This window comes from Streptomyces sp. NPDC059582, assembly GCF_042735715.1.
In the GTDB taxonomy this organism is placed as follows: domain Bacteria; phylum Actinomycetota; class Actinomycetes; order Streptomycetales; family Streptomycetaceae; genus Streptomyces.
The window spans coordinates 14,562-40,151 of the sequence record NZ_JBHWCC010000039.1 but is presented as its reverse complement, the minus strand read 5'-3'; the positions used below and the strand labels follow the sequence as shown (position 1 = coordinate 40,151).

General features: G+C 71.4%; 19 protein-coding genes and 1 pseudogene. 8 read left to right on the top strand and 12 right to left on the bottom strand.

The genetic code is table 11. The annotated features are described in order from the left end of the window. Positions 1–76 precede the first annotated feature (76 nt). Complete coding sequence (locus ACFV0T_RS28585) at positions 77–1,915, top strand: thioredoxin-like domain-containing protein (RefSeq protein ID WP_385785031.1); 1,839 nt, start codon at positions 77–79, stop codon at positions 1,913–1,915. A gap of 230 nt (positions 1,916–2,145) precedes the next feature. On the opposite strand, the gene ACFV0T_RS28580 is transcribed toward ACFV0T_RS28585, so the two are convergent. The 3 genes from ACFV0T_RS28580 to ACFV0T_RS28570 form a co-directional block, all read right to left on the bottom strand. Next, the gene (locus ACFV0T_RS28580) at positions 2,146–2,397 is read right to left on the bottom strand and encodes a DUF6458 family protein (protein ID WP_385785028.1); all 252 of its coding nucleotides are present in this window, start codon (positions 2,395–2,397) and stop codon (positions 2,146–2,148) included. An 88-nt stretch (positions 2,398–2,485) separates the two neighbouring features. Continuing rightward, positions 2,486–3,781, bottom strand: coding sequence for a M18 family aminopeptidase (locus ACFV0T_RS28575; RefSeq protein ID WP_385785027.1), 1,296 nt, complete (start codon positions 3,779–3,781; stop codon positions 2,486–2,488). A gap of 120 nt (positions 3,782–3,901) precedes the next feature. Continuing rightward, positions 3,902–5,728, bottom strand: a complete 1,827-nt coding sequence (locus ACFV0T_RS28570) for an acyl-CoA dehydrogenase (protein WP_385785024.1) — start codon at positions 5,726–5,728, stop codon at positions 3,902–3,904. A 143-nt stretch (positions 5,729–5,871) separates the two neighbouring features. Here ACFV0T_RS28570 and ACFV0T_RS28565 point away from each other — a divergent pair, with 143 nt between their 5' ends. From ACFV0T_RS28565 to ACFV0T_RS28555, 3 genes are all read left to right on the top strand, one after another. Beyond that, complete coding sequence (locus tag ACFV0T_RS28565; protein WP_385785021.1) at positions 5,872–6,345, top strand: SseB family protein; 474 nt, start codon at positions 5,872–5,874, stop codon at positions 6,343–6,345. A gap of 212 nt (positions 6,346–6,557) precedes the next feature. Next, the gene (locus ACFV0T_RS28560) at positions 6,558–7,535 is read left to right on the top strand and encodes a pirin family protein (protein ID WP_385785019.1); all 978 of its coding nucleotides are present in this window, start codon (positions 6,558–6,560) and stop codon (positions 7,533–7,535) included. Positions 7,536–7,600: 65 nt separating this feature from the next. Continuing rightward, positions 7,601–8,668: an AI-2E family transporter gene (locus ACFV0T_RS28555; RefSeq protein ID WP_385785016.1), complete on the top strand. Its 1,068-nt coding sequence runs from the start codon at positions 7,601–7,603 to the stop codon at positions 8,666–8,668. A gap of 65 nt (positions 8,669–8,733) precedes the next feature. Here the strand turns inward: ACFV0T_RS28555 and ACFV0T_RS28550 are convergent. After that, positions 8,734–9,679: pseudogene (locus ACFV0T_RS28550) on the bottom strand (SpoIIE family protein phosphatase); the annotation flags it as partial. A gap of 418 nt (positions 9,680–10,097) precedes the next feature. Here ACFV0T_RS28550 and aspS point away from each other — a divergent pair. Next, the gene (aspS, locus tag ACFV0T_RS28545) at positions 10,098–11,861 is read left to right on the top strand and encodes an aspartate--tRNA ligase (RefSeq protein ID WP_385785014.1); all 1,764 of its coding nucleotides are present in this window, start codon (positions 10,098–10,100) and stop codon (positions 11,859–11,861) included. A gap of 84 nt (positions 11,862–11,945) precedes the next feature. On the opposite strand, the gene ACFV0T_RS28540 is transcribed toward aspS, so the two are convergent. Further along, positions 11,946–12,422: a hypothetical protein gene (locus ACFV0T_RS28540; protein WP_385785011.1), complete on the bottom strand. Its 477-nt coding sequence runs from the start codon at positions 12,420–12,422 to the stop codon at positions 11,946–11,948. 79 nt (positions 12,423–12,501) lie between these two features. Continuing rightward, positions 12,502–12,867: a PH domain-containing protein gene (locus ACFV0T_RS28535; RefSeq protein WP_385785008.1), complete on the bottom strand. Its 366-nt coding sequence runs from the start codon at positions 12,865–12,867 to the stop codon at positions 12,502–12,504. A 191-nt stretch (positions 12,868–13,058) separates the two neighbouring features. Here ACFV0T_RS28535 and ACFV0T_RS28530 point away from each other — a divergent pair, with 191 nt between their 5' ends. The 3 genes from ACFV0T_RS28530 to ACFV0T_RS28520 all read left to right on the top strand — a co-directional run bounded on the left by ACFV0T_RS28530 (position 13,059) and on the right by ACFV0T_RS28520 (position 16,812). Beyond that, positions 13,059–14,039: an intradiol ring-cleavage dioxygenase gene (locus tag ACFV0T_RS28530; protein ID WP_385785006.1), complete on the top strand. Its 981-nt coding sequence runs from the start codon at positions 13,059–13,061 to the stop codon at positions 14,037–14,039. Positions 14,040–14,197: 158 nt separating this feature from the next. Beyond that, complete coding sequence (locus tag ACFV0T_RS28525) at positions 14,198–15,364, top strand: cytochrome P450 (protein WP_385785004.1); 1,167 nt, start codon at positions 14,198–14,200, stop codon at positions 15,362–15,364. A 200-nt stretch (positions 15,365–15,564) separates the two neighbouring features. Next, positions 15,565–16,812, top strand: coding sequence for an MFS transporter (locus ACFV0T_RS28520; RefSeq protein ID WP_385785001.1), 1,248 nt, complete (start codon positions 15,565–15,567; stop codon positions 16,810–16,812). Positions 16,813–16,901: 89 nt separating this feature from the next. Here the strand turns inward: ACFV0T_RS28520 and metG are convergent, their stop codons facing one another. The 6 genes from metG to ACFV0T_RS28490 all read right to left on the bottom strand — a co-directional run bounded on the left by metG (position 16,902) and on the right by ACFV0T_RS28490 (position 25,416). Beyond that, a complete protein-coding gene (gene metG / locus ACFV0T_RS28515) occupies positions 16,902–18,617 on the bottom strand; it encodes a methionine--tRNA ligase (RefSeq protein WP_385784998.1) in 1,716 nt (571 codons plus the stop codon). A 149-nt stretch (positions 18,618–18,766) separates the two neighbouring features. Next, positions 18,767–20,026: a VWA domain-containing protein gene (locus ACFV0T_RS28510; RefSeq protein WP_385784995.1), complete on the bottom strand. Its 1,260-nt coding sequence runs from the start codon at positions 20,024–20,026 to the stop codon at positions 18,767–18,769. 639 nt (positions 20,027–20,665) lie between these two features. After that, entirely contained in the window at positions 20,666–22,609 is a 1,944-nt protein-coding gene (locus ACFV0T_RS28505) for an FUSC family protein (protein ID WP_385784992.1), read from the bottom strand. Positions 22,610–22,638: 29 nt separating this feature from the next. Next, entirely contained in the window at positions 22,639–23,637 is a 999-nt protein-coding gene (locus ACFV0T_RS28500; protein WP_385784989.1) for an endonuclease/exonuclease/phosphatase family protein, read from the bottom strand. 71 nt (positions 23,638–23,708) lie between these two features. After that, positions 23,709–24,623, bottom strand: coding sequence for a hypothetical protein (locus tag ACFV0T_RS28495; protein ID WP_385784986.1), 915 nt, complete (start codon positions 24,621–24,623; stop codon positions 23,709–23,711). Between the two features lie 367 nt (positions 24,624–24,990). Further along, positions 24,991–25,416 (bottom strand): hypothetical protein, encoded by a 426-nt coding sequence (locus ACFV0T_RS28490; protein WP_385784984.1) that lies wholly within the window; start codon positions 25,414–25,416, stop codon positions 24,991–24,993. Positions 25,417–25,590 lie beyond the last annotated feature (174 nt).

Sequence of the window (25,590 nt, the reverse complement as noted above, 5' to 3'; positions counted from 1 at the left end):
CCGTGCGGGAACGCCCTCCGCTGGGCCGACCGACTGAGCCGGACAGCGCACCGCGCCCGTGATGCATGCTTGATGCATGAACGACTCCGCACCCCGACGCGCCCGCGTCCGTGCCCCCGAGCTGACCGGCAAGGGCGGCTGGCTCAACACGGGCGACCACCAGTACACCCTCGCCGACCTGCGAGGCCGCATCGTCATCCTGGACTTCTGGACCTTTTGCTGCATCAACTGCCTCCACGTCCTCGACGAGCTGCGGGAGCTGGAGGAGAAGCACCGGGACACCGTGGTGATCATCGGCGTGCACTCGCCGAAGTTCGTGCACGAGGCCGAGCACCAGGCGGTGGTGGACGCGGTGGAGCGGTACGGCGTGGAGCACCCCGTGCTCGACGACCCGGAGCTCGCCACCTGGAAGCAGTACGCGGTGCGGGCGTGGCCGACGCTCGTGGTGATCGACCCCGAGGGGTACGTCGTCGCGCAGCACGCCGGTGAGGGGCACGCGCACGCCATCGAGCGGCTGGTCGAGGAGCTGGAGGCCGAGCACGAGGCGAAGGGCACCCTGCGGCGCGGCGACGGCCCGTACGTGGCGCCGGAGCCCGAGCCGACGGTGCTGCGCTTCCCCGGCAAGGCGCTGCTGCTGCCGTCCGGGACCTTCCTGGTCAGCGACACGACCCGGCACCAGCTGGTGGAGCTGGCCGAGGACGGCGAGACGGTCGTACGGCGGATCGGGTCGGGCGCGCGCGGGCTCGCGGACGGCACGGCGCGGACGGCGGCCTTCAACGAGCCGCAGGGTCTGGCGCTGCTGGACGGGGACGTGATCGTCGCCGACACCGTCAACCACGCCCTGCGGCGGCTGGATCTGTCCACCGGCGAGGTGACGACCCTGGCCGGGACCGGCCGCCAGTGGTGGCAGGGATCGCCCACCTCGGGACCGGCCCGCGAGGTCGACCTGTCGTCGCCGTGGGACGTGGCCGTGTTCGGCGGCAAGGTGTGGATCGCGATGGCGGGTGTGCACCAGCTGTGGGCCTACGACCCCGCCGCCGACGCCGTCTCCGTCACCGCCGGGACGACCAACGAGGGGCTTGTCGACGGGCCGGGGACCGAGGCCTGGTTCGCCCAGCCCTCCGGGCTCGCGGCCACCCCCGAGCGCCTCTGGCTCGCCGACGCCGAGACGTCCGCGCTGCGCTGGGTCGACCTCGACGGCGCCGTCCACACCGCCGTGGGCACCGGACTCTTCGATTTCGGGCACCGGGACGGAGCCGCTGAGCAGGCCCTGTTCCAGCACCCGCTGGGCGTGACCGCGCTGCCCGACGGATCGGTCGCGGTCGCCGACACCTACAACCACGCGCTGCGCCGCTACGACCCCGCGACCGGCGAGGTGACCACGCTGGCCACGGATCTGCGGGAGCCGAGCGACGCCGTGCTGGTCGGCGCGGACATCGTGGTCGTCGAGTCGGCCCGGCACCGGCTGACCCGGCTGCGGCTGCCGGAGGAGGCGGTACGGGTGGAGTCCGTCGCCCACCGCACCCAGCGCGCGGCGACCGAGGTGCGGCCCGGAAAACTGCGGCTCGACGTGATCTTCCAGGCGCCGGCGGGCCAGAAGCTGGACACCCGCTACGGCCCGTCCACCCGCCTGCTGGTCTCCTCCACCCCGCCCGGACTGCTGCTGGCGGGGGAGGGCGCGGACACGGACCTCTCCCGCACCCTGGAGCTCGACCCGGCGGTCGGGGAGGGCGTCCTGCACGTGTCCGCGATGGCCGCGTCCTGCGACGACGACCCGGCGAACGAGTATCCGGCCTGCCACGTCCACCAGCAGGACTGGGGCGTCCCGGTCCTGCTCACCGAGGGCGGGGCGGACCGGCTGCCGCTGGTTCTGGCAGGCATGGACGAAGAGGGGACGGCGGCACCGGACGCCTGACGGACGCGGCGGTCACGCGGTGGTGTGACGGTCGCGGCCGGGGTGCGGGCTCTGACGGAGCCACCCCGGCCGCGACCGTTCCCGCGCCGTGACCACCACGGCCGCTTCCTCCGCGACGCTCCGCCGTGGGACCGCTTCGTCGGGGGCAGGGCGCGTCGAACGGTCTGCGTCAGGCGGCCTGCGTCAGACCGCCCGCGTCATAGAGCCCGCGTCATACAGCCGGCTCCGCCTCACACGCCGTATCCGTCGGAGTAGCCGTCCCGGCGCGGGTGCCGCTCCTCCTCGACGACGGTCGTCGTCGTGGGCGGTACGACGACCCGCCTGCGCTTGGCGATACCGCTGAACGTCGCCACGCCGATCAGTCCGACGAGCATGAGGATGATCCCGACCAGGTCGAGGTTGACCCCCTCCATGTGCCAGTCGGTCGCGAACGTGAGAATGGCTCCCACGGCGATGAGGATGATGCATCCGCCGAGGCCCATGAGTGTCGCCTCCCTGTCCGGACCGGTCGATCCGGCCCGTGAGTGCGGGTACCCCGGCGGACAACACCCATGCCATGAGCGCCCGTTGCTACCCCGCCAGGAATGCCACCAGCGCGTTCGCCAGCAGGTGCGGGTCGTCCGCGCCGCACAGCTCCCGTGCGCTGTGCATCGACAGGATGGCCACCCCGATGTCGACGGTCCGGATGCCGTGGCGGGCCGCGGTGATCGGCCCGATGGTCGTGCCGCACGGCATGGAGTTGTTGGAGACGAAGGACTGGAAGGGCACGTCCGCCTTCTCGCAGGCGGCGGCGAACACCGCGCGGCCCGTGCCGTCCGTCGCGTAGCGGTTGTTGACGTTGACCTTGAGGATGGGGCCGCCGTTGACGCGCGGGTGGTGCGTCGGGTCGTGCCGCTCCGCGTAGTTGGGGTGGACCGCGTGCCCCGTGTCGGAGGACAGACAGACGGTGCCGGCGAAGGCGCGGGCCCGGTCCTCGTACGACCCTCCGCGCGCGAACACCGAACGCTCCAGCACGCTGCCCAGCAGCGGGCCGTCCGCGCCCGTGTCGGACTGCGAGCCGTTCTCCTCGTGGTCGAAGGCGGCGAGGACGGGGACGTACGGCAGGTCCTCCGTCGCCGCCGCGGCCGCCAGCGCCGCCGTACCGGCGTGCACCGACAGCAGGTTGTCCATCCGGGGGCCGGCCAGCAGCTCCTCGTTCCGGCCCAGGTAGGCGGGCGGCTCCACCGAGTGCACCATCAGGTCCCAGCCGGTCACCTCGCCCGCCGAGAGCCCCGACTCCTCCTCCAGGAAGGCGATCAGGTCGCCGTCGCGCACATCGTCGCCCAGGCCCCAGATGGGCTGGAGGTGGCGCTGCTTGTCGAGCTTGAGACCCTCGGAGTTGACCGCGCGGTCGAGGTGGATGGCGAGCTGCGGCACGCGCAGCAGCGGCCGGGCGATGTCGACCAGGCGCGTCGAGCCGTCCCGCAGCGTCAGCCGGCCCGCCAGGCCCAGGTCACGGTCGAGCCAGGAGTTCAGCAGCGGCCCGCCGTAGATCTCCACCGCCACCTGCCGCCAGCCGTGCGCGCCGGTGTCGGGCAGCGGCTTGACCCGCAGGTTGGGCGAGTCGGTGTGGGCGCCGACGATACGGAAGGGGGTGTGCGGTGCGGCGCCCTCGGGGACGAACCAGGCCACGATCGCACCGCCGCGCAGCACGTACTTGCCGCCGCTCGTCCCGTCCCAGGCGTCCGTCTCCGAGACCTGGCGGAAACCGGCCTTCTCCAGCCGCTCGGCGGCGTTCGCCACCGCGTGGTACGGCGACGGGCTGGCCGTCAGGAAGGACATGAGGTCGTCGGTGTGGCCGCGGTCGAAGCGGGAGGGTTCGCTCATGGGGTTCACCTTAACGACGTACGAGGGCCCGCTCCCCATCACTGGGAGCGGGCCCTCGTAAGGGCTGTGTGGAGGCCGTTTCCGCGTTGCCCGGAACCGACGGGAACTGACGGGAACGGACTAGAACGCGTCCTCGTCCAGCTCCATCAGGTCCAGGTCGACGTCCGAGGCCACCTTGCGGGCCAGGGTGACGCCGGGCAGGACGTTGGCCGCGAAGAACTTCGCCGCCGCGATCTTGCCGGTGTAGAAGGACCTGTCCTTGCTGGACGCCGTCTGGAGCTTCTCGACGGCGACGGCCGCGCCCTTGAGCAGCAGGTAGCCGACGATCACGTCACCGGAGGCGAGCAGCAGGCGGGTGGTGTTGAGGCCCACCTTGTAGATGTTCTTGACGTCCTGCTCGGTCGAGGCGAGGTCGGTCAGCATCAGGCCGACGATGGCCTCCAGCTCGACGGCCGCCTTGGCGAGGTGCTCGCGGGCACCCGCCAGGTCCTCGCCGCCGGTGCCGAGCTCCAGGAACTTCTTGATGTCCTCGGCGAGGGAGTTCAGCGCCGCGCCCTGGTTGCGGACGATCTTCCGGAAGAAGAAGTCCTGGCCCTGGATCGCGGTGGTGCCCTCGTAGAGGGTGTCGATCTTGGCATCGCGGATGTACTGCTCGATCGGGTACTCCTGGAGGAACCCGGAGCCGCCGAACGTCTGGAGCGACTGGGCGAGCTGCTCGTAGCCCTTCTCGGAGCCGTAGCCCTTGACGATCGGCAGGAGCAGGTCGTTGAGCGCGTGCTCGGTGGAGGCGTCCTCGCCGCCCGCCTCCTTGACCGCGATCGTGTCCTGGACGGAGGCGGTGTACAGCACCAGCGCCCGCATGCCCTCCGCGTACGCCTTCTGCGTGATCAGCGAGCGGCGCACGTCCGGGTGGTGGGTGATGGTGACCTTCGGCGCGGCCTTGTCCATGAAGTTCGCCAGGTCGGGACCCTGGACGCGCTCCTTGGCGTACTCCAGCGCGTTGAGGTAGCCCGTCGACAGCGTCGAGATGGCCTTCGTGCCGACCATCATCCGCGCGAACTCGATGATGCGGAACATCTGGCGGATGCCGTCGTGCTTGTCGCCGATCAGCCAGCCCTTGGCGGGATGCCGGTCGCCGAAGGTCATCTCGCAGGTGTTGGAGGCCTTCAGGCCCATCTTGTGCTCGACGTTGGTGGCGTAGACGCCGTTGCGCTCGCCCAGCTCGCCGGTCTCGAAGTCGAAGAGGTACTTCGGGACGAGGAAGAGGGACAGGCCCTTGGTGCCGGGACCGGCGCCCTCCGGCCGCGCGAGGACGTAGTGGAGGATGTTCTCCTCCATGTCGTGCTCACCGGACGTGATGAACCGCTTCACGCCCTCGATGTGCCAGGTGCCGTCCTCCTGCTGGACCGCCTTGGTGCGTCCGGCGCCGACGTCCGAGCCGGCGTCCGGCTCGGTCAGCACCATGGTGGAGCCCCAGGTCCGCTCGACCGCGAGCTGCGCGATCTTCTTCTGCTGCTCGGTGCCCTCGTCGAAGAGGATGCCGGCGAAGGCCGGGCCGGAGCAGTACATCCACACGGCCGGGTTCGCGCCGAGGATCAGCTCCGCGTACGACCAGATCAGGGACGGCGGGGCGGTGGTGCCGCCGATCTCCTCGGGCAGGCCCAGCCGCCAGTACTCCGACTCCATGAAGGCCTTGTAGCTCTTCTTGAAGGACGCCGGGACCGGAGCGGTGTTCGTCTCCGGGTCGAAGACCGGCGGGTTGCGGTCCGCGTCCGCGAAGGACTCCGCCAGCTCGTTCTCCGCGAGGCGGGTCAGCTCTTCGAGGACGCTCTTCGCGGTCTCGGTGTCCATCTCCTCGAACGGGCCGCTGCCGTACAGCTTGTCGCGGCCGAGCACCTCGAAGAGGTTGAACTCGATGTCGCGAAGATTTGACTTGTAGTGCCCCATGGCGACGGCTCCGTAGAGGGATCGGCGAGGCACTGACTCCTCGCGACTGTTTCACGTACCAACAAGTAGCTTCGATGATGCTACCCGTCGGTAATAAGAAGCAACCCCGATTGGGTCATCTGTGACTCGTTACTCTTTGGGGCATGTACGGCTACGACCAGAGCGCGGGTGCCCAGCAGGGGTACGCCCCGCCGCAGCAGCAGATGCCCGGCGGTGTCGGCGGTTACGGCCAGCAGCCGCCGCTCTATCCGGAACCGTCCCCTCCATCCCTGGCGGACGCGGTCCGGGCCTTCACCACCGGACAGCTGGCCGCGGAGGACTTCCAGCAGGTCTTCGCGACCTCCAAGGTCTACTGCCCGCGCGGTGACAACCCGGGTTTCCTCGCGCTGCACAACACCCAGCAGCCGGTGATCCCGATGTTCACCTCGCTCAAGGAGCTGCGGCGGTACGCGGGCAAGGAGTCCAAGTACTTCGTGATCACCGGCGCCGAGGTGATCGACCTGCTCCCGACCGGCTACGGCTTCGTCGTCGACATGGAGGGCGAGCACAGGATGGTCTTCGACGCGAAGGCCGTCGAGCAGATGGTCGAATTCGCGATGCGCCGCATGTACGGCTGACCGTCCCGCTGTCCGCTGTCCGCTGTCCGCTGTCCGCTGTCCGCTGTCCGCGACCTACCGACCCGGCCGACCTACCGACCGGCCGATCGACCGACCTCGTTCCCGCTTCTCGCGGTGTGAGCCCGGAGGGAATTCCCTCCGGGCTTTCTCCGTTAGGGGTGGCAGAAAGTTCAATGCTCAACTAAACTGGGTGTACAAGAGGAGGTACCGACATGCCTGCAGTGACCGTCGAGAACCCGTTGACGCTGCCCCGTGTGGCCGCTCCCGCCGACGCGGTGGCCCGTCCCGTACTCGCCGTCACGACCGCGCCGAGCGGTTTCGAGGGTGAGGGCTTCCCGGTGCGCCGTGCGTTCGCCGGGATCAACTACCGCCACCTGGATCCGTTCATCATGATGGACCAGATGGGCGAGGTGGACTACGCGCCGGGTGAGCCCAAGGGCACGCCCTGGCACCCGCACCGTGGCTTCGAGACCGTGACGTACATCATCGACGGCGTCTTCGACCACCAGGACTCCAACGGCGGCGGTGGCACCATCACCGACGGCGACACCCAGTGGATGACCGCGGGCTCGGGTCTGCTGCACATCGAGGCTCCGCCGGAGTCGCTCGTGATGTCCGGCGGTCTCTTCCACGGCCTCCAGCTGTGGGTGAACCTGCCGGCCAAGGACAAGATGATGGCCCCGCGCTACCAGGACATCCGCGGCGGCAACGTCCAGCTGCTCTCCACCCCCGACGGCGGCGCGCTGCTGCGGGTCATCGCCGGTGAGCTGGACGGCCACCAGGGTCCCGGCGTCACGCACACGCCGATCACGATGGTCCACGCGACGCTCGCGCCGGGCGCCGAGCTCACCCTCCCGTGGCGTGAGGACTTCAACGGCCTCGCGTACGTGATGGCGGGCCGCGGCACGGTCGGTGTCGACCGCCGGCCGATCCACCTGGGCCAGACCGCGGTGTTCGGCGCGGGCTCCTCGCTGACCGTCCGCGCGGACGAGAAGCAGGACTCGCACACGCCGGACCTCGAGGTCGTCCTCCTCGGCGGACAGCCCATCCGTGAGCCCATGGCCCACTACGGCCCGTTCGTGATGAACACCCAGAAGGAACTCCAGCAGGCTTTCGAGGACTTCCAGAAGGGCCGCCTGGGGACCGTCCCGGCGGTGCACGGAATGACCGAGAGCGGGCCGAAGGCCTGACACACCGTCACCCGGGCGGGCCGTCCCGAGGGGACGGCCCGCCCGACACGTGATCGGGTGGAGGGGTGCATCTCCTCCCCGATCCCGCCCGCCGGCTCGCCGCCTGGTGCGCCGTCGTCCTGCTCGCCGCCGGCGTCGGCTACGTCGGGATCCGGCTGTGCGCCGAGTTCCGCACGGCCGTGACGCCGGTGCTGCTCGCCCTGCTGGGGACCGCGCTGCTCGGGCCTCTGTACCGCCGCCTGGTGACGGCCGGGGTCAACCGGTCCGTGGCCGCCGCGGTCACCTGCGTCGCCGTCGTGGCACTGGTCGGCGGGGCCGTGTACATCGTCGTCGCGGCGCTCATCGACACCGGGGACGAGATCATCGCCTCGCTGAAGACCGCGGCGCGCGGGGTCGCCGACCACTTCGGGGCCGCCGGGACCTCGCTGGACGACCTCGCCACCAATAGCAAGGAACTGCTCCGCAAGTTCGGCGGGACCGCCGCCTCCAACGTCATCAGCGGGGTGAGCGTCGTCGGCGAGAGCATCGCCGTGGCGGTACTGGCCCTGCTGCTCGTCTTCTTCTTCCTGCGGGACTCCCACCGCACCTCGGACGTGCTCAGATCGCTCGCGCCGCGCGGCACGGCCGACGTCGTGGAGGCGATGGCCCGGCGCGCCTTCGCGGCCGTCGAGGGGTTCATGCGCGGGACGACCCTCATCGCGCTGATCGACGCGGTCTGCATCACCGTCGGGCTGCTGATCCTGCGGGTGCCCGGGGCGATCGGGCTCGGCGCGCTCGTCTTCGTCACCGCCTACATCCCCTACCTCGGCGCCTTCCTCTCCGGTTCGGTGGCCGTGCTGGTCGCGCTCGCCGACCGGGGGTTCGTCATCGCGCTGTGGGCGCTCGGGGTGGTGCTGGCGGTGCAGGTGCTGGAGGGACACGTGCTCCAGCCGATGATCCAGAGCCGGACCGTGCAGATGCATCCGGCGGTGGTCATGCTGGCGATCACCGCGGGCGCGTCCGTCGCCGGGATCCTGGGAATGCTGCTGGCGGTGCCGCTGACGGCGGCCGCCTTCGGCGTCCTGCACGAGCTGCGCACGCGTTACGCGCCGCCCCCCGCGACCGCGTCCACGCCCGAGCCGTCGGACGCGTAGCACGGCTCCTGCGGCCCCCTGAGCCCCGTTCTCCTCTCGGGAGCCCCCTGAGCCGCCTGACTCCCCTAGAGCCCGCTAATACCCCGGGGCGGCCCCTCTCCCTGCTCCCCCTGCTCACTCTGTCCTCCCCGCTCACTCCGCTCTCCTCGTTCGGCCTGCTCTCCCCGCTTCTCCTGCTCCCCCGGCGCGCGCTCGGTGGCGTGCGGCTCGTGGAGTTCGAACCAGATGCTCTTGCCCTCGCCGCGCGGTGTCACCCCCCAGGCGTCCGCCAGCAGTTCGACGAGAAGCAGACCGCGGCCGGAGGAGGCCAGTTCGCCGGGCCTGCGCCTGTGCGGGAGGTCGTCGCCCGCGTCGGTGACCTCCACCCGCATCTGCCGCTCGCCCGCACGGCCGGTCACCTCGGCGACCAGCAGCGCGTCGGTGTCGGTGTGCACGAGGACGTTGGTGAGCATCTCGGAGACGAGCAGCACCGCCGAGTCCACCTGCTCCGCACACACCCAGTCGTGCAGCAACTCACGCAGATGCCGTCGGCCCTCCGCGATCCGCTCGGGCTCGACCTGGGTGACCGTGAGCATCGTGCGGCGCACCCACGGCCGTACTGCGCCGGTGTCCCCGCCACCGCGGGTGTCTCCCCAGCAGCAGGACGGCGACGTCGTCCTCGCGCCGATCGGACAGCGGCCCGGTGGTGTGGTGGGAGGAGGGTCCGAGGACGGCCTGGACGAGCGCGTCGGCGAGCTGCTCCAGATCACCGGTGTGGTTCTCCAGGGTCGCGCGAAGGCGCTTCCAGCCCGTGTCCAGGTCGTGGCCGCCGGTCTCCAGCAGGCCGTCCGTGCAGAGCATCATCGTCTCGCCGGGTTCCAGGGCGAGCCGGGTGATCGGGTAGTCGGAGTCCGGGTCGATGCCGAGGGGCAGCCCGCCGACCGTGGTGCGCACCAGCACCGTCCCGTCCGCCCTCCGGACCGCCGGGTCCAGATGCCCGGCCCGGGCCGTCTCCAGGACCCCGGTCTCGGGGTAACGGCGAGGGTGCCCTCGGAGACGGCGAGCTGGACCACACCGGTGATCTCGTTCCAGTCGACCGGGTGGAACCGGGCTCGCGCCTGGGCCTCGGTGAGCGCGGCCGGCTCGGCGGGCAGCCCGAGCAGCCGTGCCGCCTCCGCGTCGACGGTGACGATTCCGGTCGCGGTGTCCCAGTGCCATATCCCCGTCGCGAGGGCGGCGAGGACGTCCCCCACGGCGGGCAGGGGTTCACCAGGGCACATTGCCCCACTTTATGGACAGGTGATCGGAGAGTGCCACCGAGGGTGCGTGGTGAAGGCCCGGGCACCACCGTGTTAATGGTGGGGAGGCGATCTCAGGGTGGCCGGTAGGCTTGGGGCACGTTGTTTCACGTGAAACACGACCCCGATCCGCGAAGGCTGGATGAACGACGATGCATCGGTACAGGTCCCACACCTGCGGCGAGCTCCGCTCCTCTGACGTCGGCACCGACGTCCGGCTGAGCGGCTGGCTGCACAATCGGCGCGACCTGGGCGGCATCCTCTTCATCGATCTGCGCGACCACTACGGCATCACGCAGCTCGTGGCCCGCCCCGGTACGCCCGCCTACGAGGCCCTCGACAAGGTGACCAAGGAGTCGACGGTCCGTGTCGACGGCAAGGTCGTCTCCCGTGGCACCGAGAACGTGAACCCGGAGCTGCCGACCGGTGAGATCGAGGTCGAGGTCGGCGAGGTCGAGCTGCTCGGCGCCGCCCAGCCGCTGCCCTTCACGATCAACGCCGAGGACGGGGTCAACGAGGAGCGGCGGCTGGAGTACCGCTTCCTGGACCTGCGCCGCGAGCGCATGCACCGCAACATCATGCTGCGTACGGCGGTCATCTCGGCGATCCGTCACAAGATGACGGCGCTGGGCTTCAACGAGATGGCGACCCCGATCCTGAGCGCCACATCCCCCGAGGGTGCCCGCGACTTCGTCGTCCCGTCCCGTCTGAACCCGGGCAAGTTCTATGCGCTGCCGCAGGCGCCGCAGCAGTTCAAGCAGCTGCTGATGATCTCCGGCTTCGACCGCTACTTCCAGATCGCGCCCTGCTTCCGTGACGAGGACGCCCGCGCGGACCGCTCGCCGGGCGAGTTCTACCAGCTCGACGTGGAGATGTCCTTCGTCGAGCAGGAGGATGTCTTCCAGCCCATCGAGAAGCTCATGACGGAGCTGTTCGAGGAGTTCGGCAACGGCCGTCACGTCACCTCGCCGTTCCCGCGCATCCCGTTCCGCGAGGCGATGCTGAAGTACGGCTCCGACAAGCCGGACCTCCGCGCCCAGCTGGAGCTGGTCGACATCACCGACGTCTTCGAGGGCTCGGAGTTCAAGGCGTTCGCGGGCAAGCACGTGCGCGCCCTGCCGGTGCCGGACGTCTCGGCCCAGCCGCGCAAGTTCTTCGACCAGCTCGGCGATTTCGCCGTGACGCTGGGTGCGAAGGGCCTGGCCTGGGTCCGCGTCGCCGAGGACGGCTCGCTGACGGGTCCGATCGCGAAGTTCCTGACCGAGGAGAACGTCGCCGAGCTGACCAAGCGCCTGTCGCTGGCGGCCGGTCACGCCGTGTTCTTCGGCGCGGGCGAGTTCGACGAGGTCTCGAAGATCATGGGCGCGGTGCGGGTCGAGGCCGCCAAGCGGGCCGGCCACTTCGAGGAGAACGTCTTCCGCTTCTGCTGGATCGTCGACTTCCCGATGTACGAGAAGGACGAGGAGACCGGCGCGATCGACTTCTCGCACAACCCCTTCTCGATGCCGCAGGGTGGTCTGGAGGCCCTGGAGACCCAGGACCCGTTGGACATCCTGGGCTGGCAGTACGACATCGTGTGCAACGGCGTGGAGCTGTCCTCCGGTGCCATCCGGAACCACGAGCCGGACATCATGCTCAAGGCCTTCGAGATCGCGGGCTACGACCGTGAGACCGTCGAGGACAAGTTCGCGGGCATGCTGCGCGCCTTCCGCTTCGGCGCCCCGCCGCACGGCGGCATCGCTCCCGGCGTCGACCGCATCGTCATGCTCCTCGCGGACGAGCCCAACATCCGCGAGACGATCTCCTTCCCGCTCAACGGCAACGCCCAGGACCTGATGATGGGCGCGCCGACCGAGCTGGAGGAAGCCCGTCTGCGCGAACTGCACCTCTCGGTGCGCAAGCCGCAGCCGAAGTAGGCGGGCCCGTCCGGGACGGGTGAGCTTCTGAGGAGGGGCCGGAGATCGGTATCGATCTCCGGCCCCTTTTCCGTCCGGTGTGCGCTACGTGTCGTACCGGCCGTCCCAGGGGGCGCCGAAACCGAGGTGGTCCGGGTAGAGCTCGGCCCAGGGATCGTCCTCGTCGTCTCCGGTCACGAGGCCGAAGAGGACGCCGTCGAGGGTCAGTCGGAAGGGGCGTATCGCGATGTCCGTGTAGGTGCGCCGGGGCAGGCTACGGAGCATGGTCGCGAGATGGGCCCGGGCGCGGGCGAGCACCGAGTCGGCGCCGTCCGGCGCTTGTTGCTGCTCGGCCCAGGTGCCGGCGCACCAGATCTCCGAGTCGCGGTACCGGCCGTCGACGTCGAAGAGGTGCAGCGCCGAATACAGGCGTTTGTGCTCCTCCCAGCCGTCGTCGGGACGGAACCCCTCGGGGAACGCGTAGGTGACCGACGCCAGGAACTGTCCGTCCGCATAGCGGCCGACGGCCTGGGTACGGCCGTGCGGCTCGTAGGCGATCGGAATGACCTCAGGGACTGCCATGGCGAGAACCATACGTATGCGCTGTGGCGACATTCGCACCCCGGTCCCCAGTTGGCCACCTACGCACCCCGCGATGGTGCTACTTCGCCACGAACTGCGTCAGGATGGCCTGGACTTCGTAGATGTCCACGCCCTTGGTGAACGTCTTCTCGATCGGTGTCGCCGAGCCGGAGATCCAGATCTTCAGCTCCGCGTCGAGGTCGAACGTGCCGGCGGTCTCGACCGCGAAGTGGGTGATGCTGCGGTACGGCACGGAGTGGTACTCCACCTTCTTGCCGGTGATGCCCTGCTTGTCGACCAGGATCAGGCGGCGGTCGGTGAACAGGATGGTGTCGCGGATCAGCAGGTACGCGGCGTGCACCTGCTCGCCCGGCCCCAGCAGTCGTGCGAAGTCCTGCTGGGCCTGTCCCGTGTCGATGGTGTGCGCGTTGCCGAACAATGCCATGGTTGGCCCCCCTCTGGGCAAGATCCCCGCAACATATCTCGGGGCAGGGGGGCCGTCCATGGCCGGGCGGTGACCAGATCAACCTCAGCAGCCCGTTGCCGGCGGCGATTACCGGCCCCTCTTTTCCGGGCGGGGGAAAGGGCGCCCTTTTCTCAGGTCGCTGACAGGCTTCCGTTCTAGCTTCCCGGCGCATGACAGCGAAACAGGAGCCCCAAGGGCCGCAGTACGCAAGTGGACTGACACGCCGCGAGGTGGTCGTCGCGGGGGCCGGAGGCGTCGCCGCGGTGGCTCTGGGCGGCGCGTTCGCCGCGAACGCGTTCGCCGGTGAGAGCGGTGAGAGCGGTGAGAGCGGCAAGAGGAGTGAGAGCGGCGACAGGAGTACGGGTGACGGAGAGGTCTGCTACCGGCTGACCTCCGAGGCCGTCGAAGGTCCGTACTACATCGATGCGGACAAGATCCGCCGGAACATCACCGAGGACCGCGAGGGCATAGCGCTGCTGCTCGCCCTCAAGGTGATCGACTCCGAGACCTGCCGACCGGTCCGCGACGCCGCCGTCGACATCTGGCACTGCGACGCCTCGGGCGTCTACTCCGGCTACGAGGACCAGGGCAGCGGCGGTGGTGGTCCCGCGCCCACCGGTGAACCCCCCACCGGCACGCCCACGGGCGCACCGCCCTCGGGCGGCCCCGGCGGCGGGGGCGGCGGGCACCAGGAACCCACCGACGACTCGCGCTACCTGCGCGGTACCTGGCGCACCGACCGGCACGGGCACGTCACCTTCAAGACGGTCTTCCCGGGCTGGTACCGGGGCCGCTGCGTCCACATCCATGTCAAGGTGCACGTGGACGGCGAGTGGACCGACGCCGGCTACGAGGGCGGACACACCTGCCACACCGGCCAGTTCTTCTTCGACGAGGAGTCCGTCCTCGCCTCCGCCGGGGTGGTGCCGTACTCGGCCAACACCACCGAGCGCACCACGCTCAGCGAGGACACCGTCTACGACCGGAGCGGCAGCCAGGGCGGCCTGCTCAGGCTGCGGTACGACAGGCGGGACATCGCCGAGGGGGTCCACGGGTCGATCACGGTGGGCGTCGATCCGGACACCACCCACGACGGCCAGGACACCCCACCGCAGCCGAGCGCGTCGGCGAGCCCGCCCGCTCCGGTCTGAAACTGACGCAGTGCCGGGTGGCAGCTCGCACAGTGCGTGACGCGGCGCGCGACGGCTCGTCCTCGCCCGAAGCGGTCGCTAGCGTCACCACTGCTCACCCGCACCACCCGGCACTGTTCGCACCGGACACCCTGGACACACGGCGGAAGGGGAAGAGCGTGACCGAGCCCGGCATCCGCAGTCTGCTCGAACCGCACCACCTGCTCGATCCCCACCCGGTCTACCGGCGGTGGAACGCGCAGGCTCCCGTCCTGTGGGACTCCGAGATCGACGCGTGGCTGATCACCGGCTACCAGGAGTCCCTCACCGCGCTGCGGGACGCCGAGACCTTCTGCCAGGACTGGCGGCGCGTCGGCGTGGACACCCCGCCCGCCCTGCTGAGCCTGCAGACCCTCGACCCGCCCGAACACACACGCATCCGGCACCTGCTCCTCGAGGGCTTCAAGGCGGTGGACCAGGAACTGCTGGACCGCACCGTACGCACCACGCTCGACGCGCTGCTGGCCGACGTGGCCGGACAGGAGAGCTTCGACTTCGTGGCCGAGGTCGCCGAGCCGCTGACCCTGCGGGCGGTCACCCAGCTGCTCGGGGTGCCGCAGCCGGACACCCGGTGGTTCGTACCGCTGTCGAACACCATCGTCGACGGCATGGACGCGAGCCTGCGCCCCGAGTGCTACGAGCCCGGTGTCGCCGCCCGTGCGCAGCTCACGGAGCTGGTCGGCGGGTGGCTCGACGCCGAGCTGCCGCCCGGGTTCACCGCCCATGTCAGGGCCGGGGCGCCGGAGGCGGGCATCGACCACGACGTCCTGCTGAACTCGCTGCGTGTCGTGCTCCAGGCGGGCTTCCAGACGGCCAGCCGCTTCCTGGCGATCGGTCTGCTCACGCTGCTGCGCATCCCGCCGCGGCGGCGCGTCCCGGTCGACACGGACAAGTCCGTCAACGAACTCGTCAGGTACGCGGGCCCCGTGCACGTCGAGAGCCGTGCCTGCGTACGGGACACCGTGCTCGGGGAGCAGAAGATCCGCGAGGGCGAGATCGTGTCGATGTTCCTCGGCGCGGCGAACCGGGACCCCGCCGTGTTCGAGGAACCCGACACCCTGCGGTGGGACCGGACGCCCAACCGCCATCTCTCCTTCGGCCGGGGACCGCACGCCTGCCTCGGCGCCCAGATCGCGCTCCAGGTGGCCCGGCACGCCTTCGGCGTCCTCGGCAGCCGCTACCCGAACGCCCGCCTCGTCACCGAGCCGGAGCCCCGGCCCAACGTGACCGAGCACGGACTGCACCGTCTGGAGATGTCGCTCCGTGAGGCTCAGCCGGACCTGTGAGACAGGTCCGAAAGCGGAGCGAGTCCGCACAACCCGTCGACGGAGGAAAGGGGTGAGCGTCATGCGCCACAACCACTGAGACCCGTAGCAGCACACAGGCAGGACCCCATCCGAACAACGGTCCCGCCGGGCCCGGGCCAAGTGCCCGTCACCTCGTCCCGTGCCCGGCGGGACCCGGGCGAGAGCTGGTGACCGACTCCGTGACCTCCACGATCCCCTCCTCCCCGCCGTCCGGGGTACGGGCGGTGCTGCGGGTGCCGGGGATGCGCGCGGTGTTCGCCGCGCACGCGGTGTCCATGGCGGGCACCCTGGCGGCCGAGGTCGCGCTGTCGATCCTGGTCTTCGAGCGCACCGGGTCCGCGCTGCTCTCCGCGCTGGTCCTGGTCTGCTCATTCCTGCCCTACGCCCTCGGCGGCACCGTCCTGTCGGCGCTCGCCGACCGCTTCCCGCCCCGGCCCGTACTGGTCGCCTGCGACCTGCTCAGCGGCGTCTGTGTGGCGGCGATGCTGATCCCGGGGCTGCCGGTCCCGGCCCTGCTCGGGCTGCTGCTGGTCACCGGGTTCGTCGCCCCGCTCTTCCAGGGCGCCAGGGCCGCGAGCCTGGCGTATCTCCTCGACGCGGAGACGTTTCCCACCGGCCGTTCGATGCTGCGCACGATCAGCCAGACCGCGGTCGTCTCCGGCTTCGCCCTGGGCAGCGTCGCGGTCGCCGCGATCGGCCCGCTGTGGCTGCTGGCCGCCGACGCGGCCAGCTTCCTCGTCTCGGCCGCGCTCATCGGCCTGCGCACCCCGGCCACACCGGCCGGCGCTCCGGACGGCGGGAAGTCCCTCGCCTCCGTGGTGCGCGACTCGGGCGAGGGACTGCGCCACCTCATGGCACACCGCCCGCTGCGCCGACTGATCCTGCTGACCTGGGCCGTTCCCGGCTTCTCGGCGGTGGGCGACGGGCTCGCCGTGGCGTACACGGCGCAGACGGGCGCCGCGGCGACCGCGGCGGGCGCCCTGTTCACCGGGTACGCCGTCGGCACGGTCGCCGGCGACCTCACCCTCGTACGACTGCCGGCCGCCACCCGGCGCCGTCTGGTCACCCCGCTGGTGCTGCTGTCCCAGCTCCCCCTGGCCGGATTCCTGCTGACCCCGTCCGTGCCCGTCGCGGCGGCCCTGCTGGCGCTCTCCGGCGCGGGCATGGCCTGCAACCAGGGACTCGACCCGCTGATCCTCGACGCGAGTGAACCCGCCTACCGGGGGCGGCTGTTCACGGTCCAGAGCAGCGGTCTGATGACGGTCCAGGGCGTCGGCATCGGCGCCTTCGGCGCCCTGGGCGTCTGGCTGCGCCCCGGTGCCGTCATCGGCGTCACGGGGCTGGTCGGCGCTGGGGTCGTCTCACTCATGGTCCGCCGGGCCCTGGGTGCACCGCCGGACGGCGGGTCAGGACCGGGCGGACCGTGAGGCGAGGTGTCCGGTCCGGTGTTCGGTCACGCGTTCCCTCACGCGTTCGGTGAGGCGTTCGGTCAGGACGCGTTCGGTGAGGCGTTCGGTCAGGCGGGCTCGCCGCCGAAGCGCTCCTTGTAGGTCTCCAGGTCCTCGTCCGTGAGCTTGGCGAACAGCACCGGCGGGACCGTGAACGGGGTGCCGGCGGGGACCGTGGTGAGGGACTTCGCCTCGGCCTCGGTGACCCAGGCCGCCGTGTCGTCGGCGAGGGAGAACGCCGCGCGCATCGTCGCCGACGACGACGGGATGAACGGCTCCGAGACCACCGAGTAGAGGTGGATCAGGTTCATCGCCGTGCGCAGGGTGAGGGCCGCGCCGTCCTTGTCCGTCTTGATCTCCAGCCAGGGGGCCTTCTCCTCCAGGTAGGAGTTGCCCGCCGACCACAGCGCGCGCAGGGCGGCGGCCGCCTTGCGGAACTGGAGGCTCTCCAGGTGCGACTCGTAGTCGGCCAGGAGTGTCGCGATCTCCTCGCCGAGCTTCGTCTCGGCCGCGCCCGGCTCGCCGCCCGCGGGGACGTCGTCGCCGAAGCGCTTGCGGGAGAAGGACAGTACCCGGTTGACGAAGTTGCCCAGGGTGTCGGCCAGGTCCTTGTTCACCGTCGCCGTGAAGTGCTCCCAGGTGAAGGACGAGTCGTCCGACTCCGGGGCGTTGGCGATCAGGAAGTAACGCCAGTAGTCCGCGGGGAGGATGGCCAGCGCCTGGTCGGTGAAGACGCCCCGCTTCTGGGAGGTGGAGAACTTCCCGCCGTAGTACGTCAGCCAGTTGAAGGCCTTGACGTAGTCGACCTTCTTCCAGGGCTCGCGCACGCCCAGCTCGGTGGCGGGGAACATGACGGTGTGGAACGGGACGTTGTCCTTCGCCATGAACTCCGTGTAGCGGACGTCGGTGTCGACGTCGTACCACCAGGACTTCCAGTCCCGGTCCTCCGGATTCCCGGCCGCCCACTCCTTCGTCGCGCCGATGTACTCGATCGGGGCGTCGAACCAGACGTAGAAGACCTTGCCCTCCGCCGCCAGCTCGGGCCAGGTGTCCGCCGGGACGGGGACGCCCCAGTCCAGGTCACGGGTGATCGCGCGGTCGTGCAGGCCCTCGGTCAGCCACTTGCGGGCGATGGAGGAGGCCAGCTGCGGCCAGTCGGCCTCGTGGCGCGAGACCCAGGCCTCGACCTCGTGCTGGAGCTTGGACTGCAGCAGGAAGAGGTGCTTCGTCTCGCGGACCTCCAGGTCCGTCGAGCCGGAGATCGCGGAGCGCGGGTCGATCAGGTCCGTCGGGTCCAGGACGCGGGTGCAGTTCTCGCACTGGTCGCCGCGGGCCTTGTCGTAGCCGCAGTGCGGGCAGGTGCCCTCGACATAGCGGTCCGGGAGGAAGCGGCCGTCGGTCGGGGAGTACACCTGGCGGATCGCCCGCTCCTCGATGAAGCCGTTCTCGTTCAGCTTGCGGGCGAAGTGCTGGGTGATCTCGCGGTTCTCGTCGGACGAGCTGCGGCCGAAGTAGTCGAAGGCCAGCGCGAAGCCGTCGTAGACCGCCTTCTGCGCGTCGTGCGCCTGCGCGCAGAACTCGGCGACCGGCAGGCCCTGCTCCTTCGCCGCGAGTTCGGCCGGGGTGCCGTGCTCGTCCGTCGCGCAGATGTAGAGGACGTCGTGGCCGCGCTGGCGGAGGTAGCGGGAGTACACGTCCGCCGGGAGCATGGACCCCACCATGTTGCCCAGGTGCTTGATCCCGTTGATGTACGGAAGGGCGCTGGTGATGAGGTGTCGAGCCATCGCGGGCTGCTCCCAAGTCGCTACGCGGGGTGACGATCGTGGTTCTCTGGTCGTCAGTGAACCTTGAAATCGTAGCCGACATGGGTAGGCCGCCCGCCTCCCGTTTTACGGGCTGGGAAGCGGGCGGCCGGTGGTACGGGGTCACGAGGTCACGGGCGCCAGGTGGCCAGTACGCCCTCGTAGAGCTCGGCGTCCGTGAGCTCGCGCGGGGTCGCGCCCGCGTGGAAGAAGGACGCGTTGGAGGTCTTCAGCTTGCGGAGGTAGTCGAACGCCTTGTTCTCCGGGTCGCCGAAGGCGACGAAGGAGAAGAACAGGGCGGGGTGGCTCTTCGCGGCGTCCGTGAGGGACTGGGTCGCGGGGGTCTTGGCGTCGGGGGCGCCGTCGGTCTGGAAGACGACGAGGGCGGGGTCCGTCGTGCCGGACTTCTCGTAGTGGGTGACGATCTCCTGCACGGCCGCGTGGTAGCTGGTACGGCCCATGCGGCCGAGGGAGGCGTGCAGCTCGTCGATCTTGTTCTCGGGGTCGGCGAGGGTGAGGTCGGCGGTGCCGTCCACCTCCGTGGAGAAGAAGACGACGTGGACCGTGGGGGCGGCGCCGGCGCCGACGGCCGCCGCGAGGGCGAGGGTCTGGTCGGCGAGGGCCTGGGCGGAGCCGTCCTTGTAGTACGGGCGCATGGAGGCGGAGCGGTCGAGCACGAGGTAGAGCCGTGCCCGGGTGCCGGTGAGGTCGTTCTTCGCGAGCGCGGCCGTGGCCGCTCTGTGGGCGGTGGCGAGGTGAGGGGCGGTGACCTCGGGTTCGATCACCGGCTCCGGCACCGACTCCGGCTCCGCGTCCGGGATGACGGCGGCCACGGGCCCGGCGGCCACCGAGGGCTCGGACTCGGTCTCCGGCTCCGGGACGATGTCTGCCGCGGGCTCGATCACGGGCTCCGGCTGCGGGGCGGCGTCCGCCGCGACCGGCTCCGCGGTCTCGGCCACGGGCTCGGACTCCGGCTCCGGTTCCGCGGCGACGTCCGCCGCGACCGGCTCCGCTTCGGCCACCGGCTCGGGGGCGGCCACGGGCTCCGTCTCGGGGGCGACCTCGGCGTCGGGCGCCTGAGCCCGGAGCGCCTCGGCGGCGGGCTCCTCCGCGACGAGCTCCTGGGCCTGCGGCTCCTCCGCCTGCGGCTGGTCGGCCGCGGGCTCGGGCTCCAGTTCGGGTGTGACCTCGGCGGTCGGCTCTTCAGCTGCCGGTTCCGCCGCCGTCGCGGCCTCCGGCCCGGTACCCGCCGCCGCTTCGGCCACGACCTCGGCCTGCGGCTCCGCCTCAGCCTCGGCCACCGGCTCCGGCGTCACCTCGGCCAGGGGCTCCGGCGCAGTTTCCGCCTCGGCCACGGGCTCCGACTCCGGCGCGGGCTCAACCTCGGCCACGGGCTCAGTCTCGGCCACGAGCTCCGCAGTCGGCTCAGTCTCGGCCTCGGTCGCCGGCTCCGCCTCAGCCTCGGTCGCGGACTCCGTCGCCGTGTCAGCCACGGCCTCGGCTCCAACCTCAGCCACCGGCTCGGCCTGGGCCTCAGCGACCGTCTCGGACTCGGTCACCCGCTCCGCCGGAGCTACCGCCTCAGCCGCCGGCTTCGCCTCGGTCGCTTCCTCCAGGGGACCCGTCTTCGTGGGGTTCGGAGGGGTTTGCCTCGGGACGCTCACGTTGTCGAAGGCGGCCGACACCAGATCGTGTTCGTTCTGTTCGTCCTGTTCGGACGAAGTGCGGGGCTCGGGGACCTGGGCGGTCGCCGCGGTTTCCCGGGGTGGTTCCTGGGCGGGGACCGTCTCCTGCGAAGGAATCCGTTCCGCGCCCTCTGCTTCGGCGGCACGATCTTTGCGTGGCCGGCCGAATGCGTTCCGCAGGAGGTTCAGAATGCCCATGCGCGCAACCCTTCGCGTGAGTTGATGCCCGTCAATCCCTGGCCAGGACGGACACGTAAGGTTAGCGGCCACTGTTGGTGATCTTGGGCAGGGGCGGATTCGCGCCTACCGCACCCCATCGTGGCCGAGGCAGAACGTACCTTGCGCTCAGTGCGGGGTCGCGATCGCCCGGGCCGTCGCCACTTCCCGGCGCACCCCTTCCAGGACGCTGTCGGCCGGTCCGGCGAGGTCTGTGCGGACCGCGACCAGGGTCTCCGCCTCCCGGACGCCCTCGGACAACTCCCTCAGCTGCAGCGCGACCTGGGACACCTCGGCCGGTGACGGCGGCGCGCAGCCGTGTGCGACGCGGACCCGTGCCGCCGTCGTCGCGTCCACGATGCGTTCCACGGCGACGACCAGCGGCCACCAGGCGGCGGCGCGTCGACCGGTGGGCGGCGGTTCGGTGAGGGCGCGCTGGAACTCCGTACGGACGACGGACAGGTCGCGGTAGAGGCGGCGGCGCATCCGGGCGCGGGCGGCGGGGTCGGTGGTGTCGAGGAAGGCGCACTCGACATAGCCGGCGGTGTCGGCGACCGCGTCCGCCAGCCGGTCGCCGACGCGGGTGTGCCAGCTCTCCGGCCACAGGAGGTACCCGGCCACCAGCGCGATCGCGCAGCCCATGAGGGAGTCCGTCAGGCGGGGCAGGAGGAGAGCCGTGCCCAGGTGGTTGAGGATGTCGGACAGGAGCAGGATCACCGGGGTGATGGCCGCCGTCTGATAGCCGTACCCGCGGGGGGTGAGGACCGGGATCAGCGGGGCCAGCAGCATCATCGTCGGCACGTCCCACCAGCCGCGCGGCACCTCCGCCAGGACCGCCGCCGCGACCACCAGTCCGGCCACCGTGCCGAGCGCGCGCAGCAGCGCCCGGGAGAAGACGGAGCCGAAGTCGGGCTTGAGGACGAAGGTGATGGTGAGGGCGACCCAGTAGGAGCGGGCGACCGGGACGACCGACACGAGCACCTGGGCGAGGCCGATGCACAGCGCCAGCCGCAGACCGTAGCGCCAGGACGCGGCGGAGAGCGTGACGTTGCGGGCGGCCCGGGCGGCGCGGACGCCCAGGGCTGCGGGGCGGCCGAGGCGGTCGTCGATGCCGCGCGGGTCCACGTCCGGAGCGGCGACGACCTCGGCCGCGTGGCGCAGGGCGTGTTCGATGGCCCGGCCGGTCTCGTCGGTCGGGACGGGGAGGTCGAGCGCGGTCGGGCCGGTGCGGCCCGTCTCCACCGCCCGGGCGAGGCGCAGGACGGCCCGGGGGATCTCCGGCGGCAGGGCCCTGCCGCTCTGGTGGGCGGCCGGGGCGGCCTCGACGACCGGCGTCATGGCGTTCAGCTGGGCCAGCAGGCGGGTGAGTTCGGGGCTGTGGCCGTGGTGGCGGGTGCGGCGGGCGAGGATGACGTCGTACGACTGGTTCAGCGACTGGGTGACGGTGTGCCGGGCCTCCTCGTACGCGCCGGTTACGTCGCTGCCGCTCGCGGCGAGCAGGGCGGCGACGGTGCGATACGTGTCGGCGACCGCGCCGCGCTCGGGCACCCCGGAGCGCATCGGCCAGGAGAGCAGGGCCAGGAGCAGGACGAGCAGGCCGCCGCCGGTCATCAGGGCCGGGGCCAGCCGCCAGTCGCCCGGGATGGGCAGGCCCGCGCCCACCACCGAGTTGAGCAGCAGGAGCAGGCCCGACACGGAGGCCACGGCACCGATCGTCGAGATCATCCCGGAGACGAGCGCGAGGCCGGTGACGGTGGCGACGGTGAGCCAGCCGTGGCCGTAGACGAAGGTGCCGAGGGTGATGCCTACGGCGCCGAACAGCTGGGGGATCGCGATGTTGAGGATCCGCATGCGGTAGGCGTCGGCGGTGTCGCTGATGACGCCGGACAGGGCGCCCATGGAGGCGAGGGCGCCGTAGGCGGGCTGCCCGAGCGCGAGTCCGACGGCCAGCGGGAGGGCCATCGCGACGGCGGCGCGGGCGGCGGCGGGGCGGTTGACGGGGGCCTGCTGGGGTTGGAGGTTCCGGACCAGCCAGTCGGGCGGGGTGAGGCCGATGGGGAACTCTCGGGACATGCGCTCATTATCAGCGCCCGGCCCGGTCGTCAGGCCTGGTGGAGCGTGATGTCGACGAGCAGCGCGCGGTGGTCGGTGTCGGGGAGGCCGAGGAACCGGGCGCGGTCCGCGGAGAAGTCCGGCGACACGAGGACGTGGTCGATCTGGGCGCCGGCGGCCGGGGCGGTGGGGGCGGGCCAGCTCGGGGTGCGGCCCGCGCCGGCCAGCCGCGCGGCGTCGCGCAGGCCGGTGTCGAGGATGCGGCGGAAGGCGGCGTGGTCCTGGGAGGCGTTGAAGTCGCCGGCCAGGACGGTGGGTGTCCCGCCGCCTTCGGCGGCGAAGTCGCGCAGGCGGCCCAGTTCGCGGCGCCAGAGGTCGAGTTGGCCGGGCAGCGGGGGCATCGGGTGGGCGAGCTGGAGGCGTACGGCGTGACCGCGCACGTCGGCGACGGCACCGGGCATGCCCATCGTGCCGGTGACCCCGCCCGTGCCGCTGAGGGGGAAGCGGCTGAGGACGATCGATCCCGTGGAGCCGCCCGCCTCGACGGCTTGCCGGTAGGGGTAGACGGACCCGAAGGTGTCCGTCAGCGTCGCCTGGCAGGTGTACTCGCACTCCTGCACGAACACCACGTCGGGCCGCTCGCGCCGGACGGCCCCGACGAGCGCGCCGGTCGCCTGCCCGAACTCGACGTTCGAGGTCAGCACGCGGAACGAGACGACGGGGGCGCCGCCGGGCGCGTCGGTGCTCCCGTACGGCTCGATGAACCACGCCAGCAGCCCGAGCAGGACGGCGCCCCAGACCACGCCGGTCCACCACCGGCCGAGCAGCGCCGGCAGCAGTGCCGCGCCGGTGGGGACGAGCAGCCAGGGCAGGAAGGCGAGCAGCTGGGGCACCGGTGTGATCCCGTCGCTGTCGGCGAGCCGGCAACCGACGACCGCGCTCACTCCGGCGAGCAGCAGCCCGCCGCAGCCGATGCCGAACCGTCGCCGCCCGCTGCGCCGTGGGGGCGTGGCACCGCCGGTGGTCCACTCGGCGGTCGCGGTGTCCAAGTCCCGGCCTCTCGTTCGAGGGTGGATGTCCGGATCCTCCCTCAAAGACGGCGGACGTGGCGGGAAGGTTGTCAGACCCGGGCGCGGCTCGGCTTCCGGGGAGGGGCCGGGGTGTTCGTCGCCGAGGCGCGCCGGCGCCGGGCGCGCAGGAGGCGGGCGATCCGGGCGGCGGCCGCCACCGTCAGACCCAGGGCCAGCAGGAGCCACGCGGCCGTGCGGAGGGTGGAGGTGAGGGCGTCGTAGACCGCGCCGGCGGCCGGGTGGGAGACCTCGTCGGGCAGGTCGGCCAGGGTCAGTCGGCGGCCGAGGGCGATCGCGAGGACCAGGAGGGCGCCGCCGACGGCCGTGCCGAGGGCGACCGCGGTGACCGCGCGGCGGCGGCGGACGGCGAGGGCGATGCCGGCGACGGCGAAGACGCAGGCGGCGACGGGGAGCCAGAAGCCGGCGACCTCGAGCACGCCGTACCCCTTTCGGAGCCGGCCAAGGTCTTCGGCCGCGAGGACGGCGACCTCGGCGTGCTGGACCGGGATGCGGTTGGCCAACGGCATGTGCTCGACGGCGAGACGGTGTTTGACCTGGGCGGTGACCGGGGCGAGGTCGACGGTGACGATCCGGTCGCGCTCGCCCCGCAGGGCTTGCAGGACGGCGTCGTGGGTGGCCCGGTTGCCCTCGTCCCAGGCCGTGCGGAAGGCCTCGGTGCGGGTGAACGAGCGCACCGCGTCGTGCACGAACGGGGCCACCGTGCCCCGTATCGGGCGCACCCCGCTCCCCCGCCGGTCGACCTCGCGCATGATGCCGGCGCCGACGGTGTCCGCCACCGCCTCGCGCACGTCCGGGTCGGCGGCGAGAGGTGCCATCGCGGTGACGTACCGGCCCGTGTCCGCGAGCCCGTACGACGCCCAGGCCGCGAGCGTGCCGAACGGTGCCAGGAGGCACGCCAGCGCGATCAGCACGGCCGACAGGGCGGCACGGAGTTGTGGGGACACGTTTCCAGGGAAGGGGCCGCAGGCGCGGTGCGCGAGCGGGGTGACTGCGGATGGGTGCACAGGTCGAGCCGAACGGGGACCCCGGGCGCAACCGGGCGGGCCGCTCTCCGGTGGAGGGTTCACCTGGACGGGTGTTTCCTGGTTCCAGGGTGCCCCGTCGTCGAGGGAAGGCCCTGGTCCGAGGGTGCCCCGTGACCGACGGAGGCCCTGGTCCGAGGGAGGCACGGCGGTGGCGGTCACCCTGGAGAGAGACGTCCGGATCCTCACCCGGCGGCCGGGACTTCACCCCCGTCGCCCGGTGAGCGGAGGGATGAGGGAAACGTGTGGGCCCCGGCGACAACCGGGGCCCACACGCCGTCCAGGGGCGTCAGAGGCGGTGGCCCTGCGCGTCCTCGTGCGTGTAGTAGCGGTAGAACAGCACGGCGAACACGGCCACCGAGACCGCCAGCGACATGCCCACGGCGCGCAGGACGCTCGCGCCGGTCTGGCTGTACAGGAAGCCGAACGCGCCGCCCGCGAAGGCCGTCCACAGCAGGGCGTGCACCTCGCGCTTCATGTGCGGGGCGAGCGCGCGCACACCGATGTAAAGCGCGATGAAGGCGATCACCGTCACGAAGCCGAACAGGAGGTTCCAGCCCGTGATGGGTCCGCCGCTGCGTCGGTTGGCCGCTGCCCAGTAGCCGTAGACGAGCCCCAGTACGACGGGCCCGGCCCAGTTCGCCGCCTGGTGCGCCCGCGCACCGAGGATGTCCGGGTTCGCGCGCGTTCCCTGCGCGGGTGCCGCATGAGCCATGAGAGCGCTCCTCTCTCTCGTCGCCCCCGCTACCAGCGCACACCTGGGGAGGGTGGTCGGCAAGTCGGCGGAGATGCAGCGGGCCCACCCCCGTGTTTCGCTGGGCACCGTGAGTGACGGTGCCCGACGTCGGCGTGCACCCGTCCGGTATCCCCGGGCGGGGTGGGACGACGT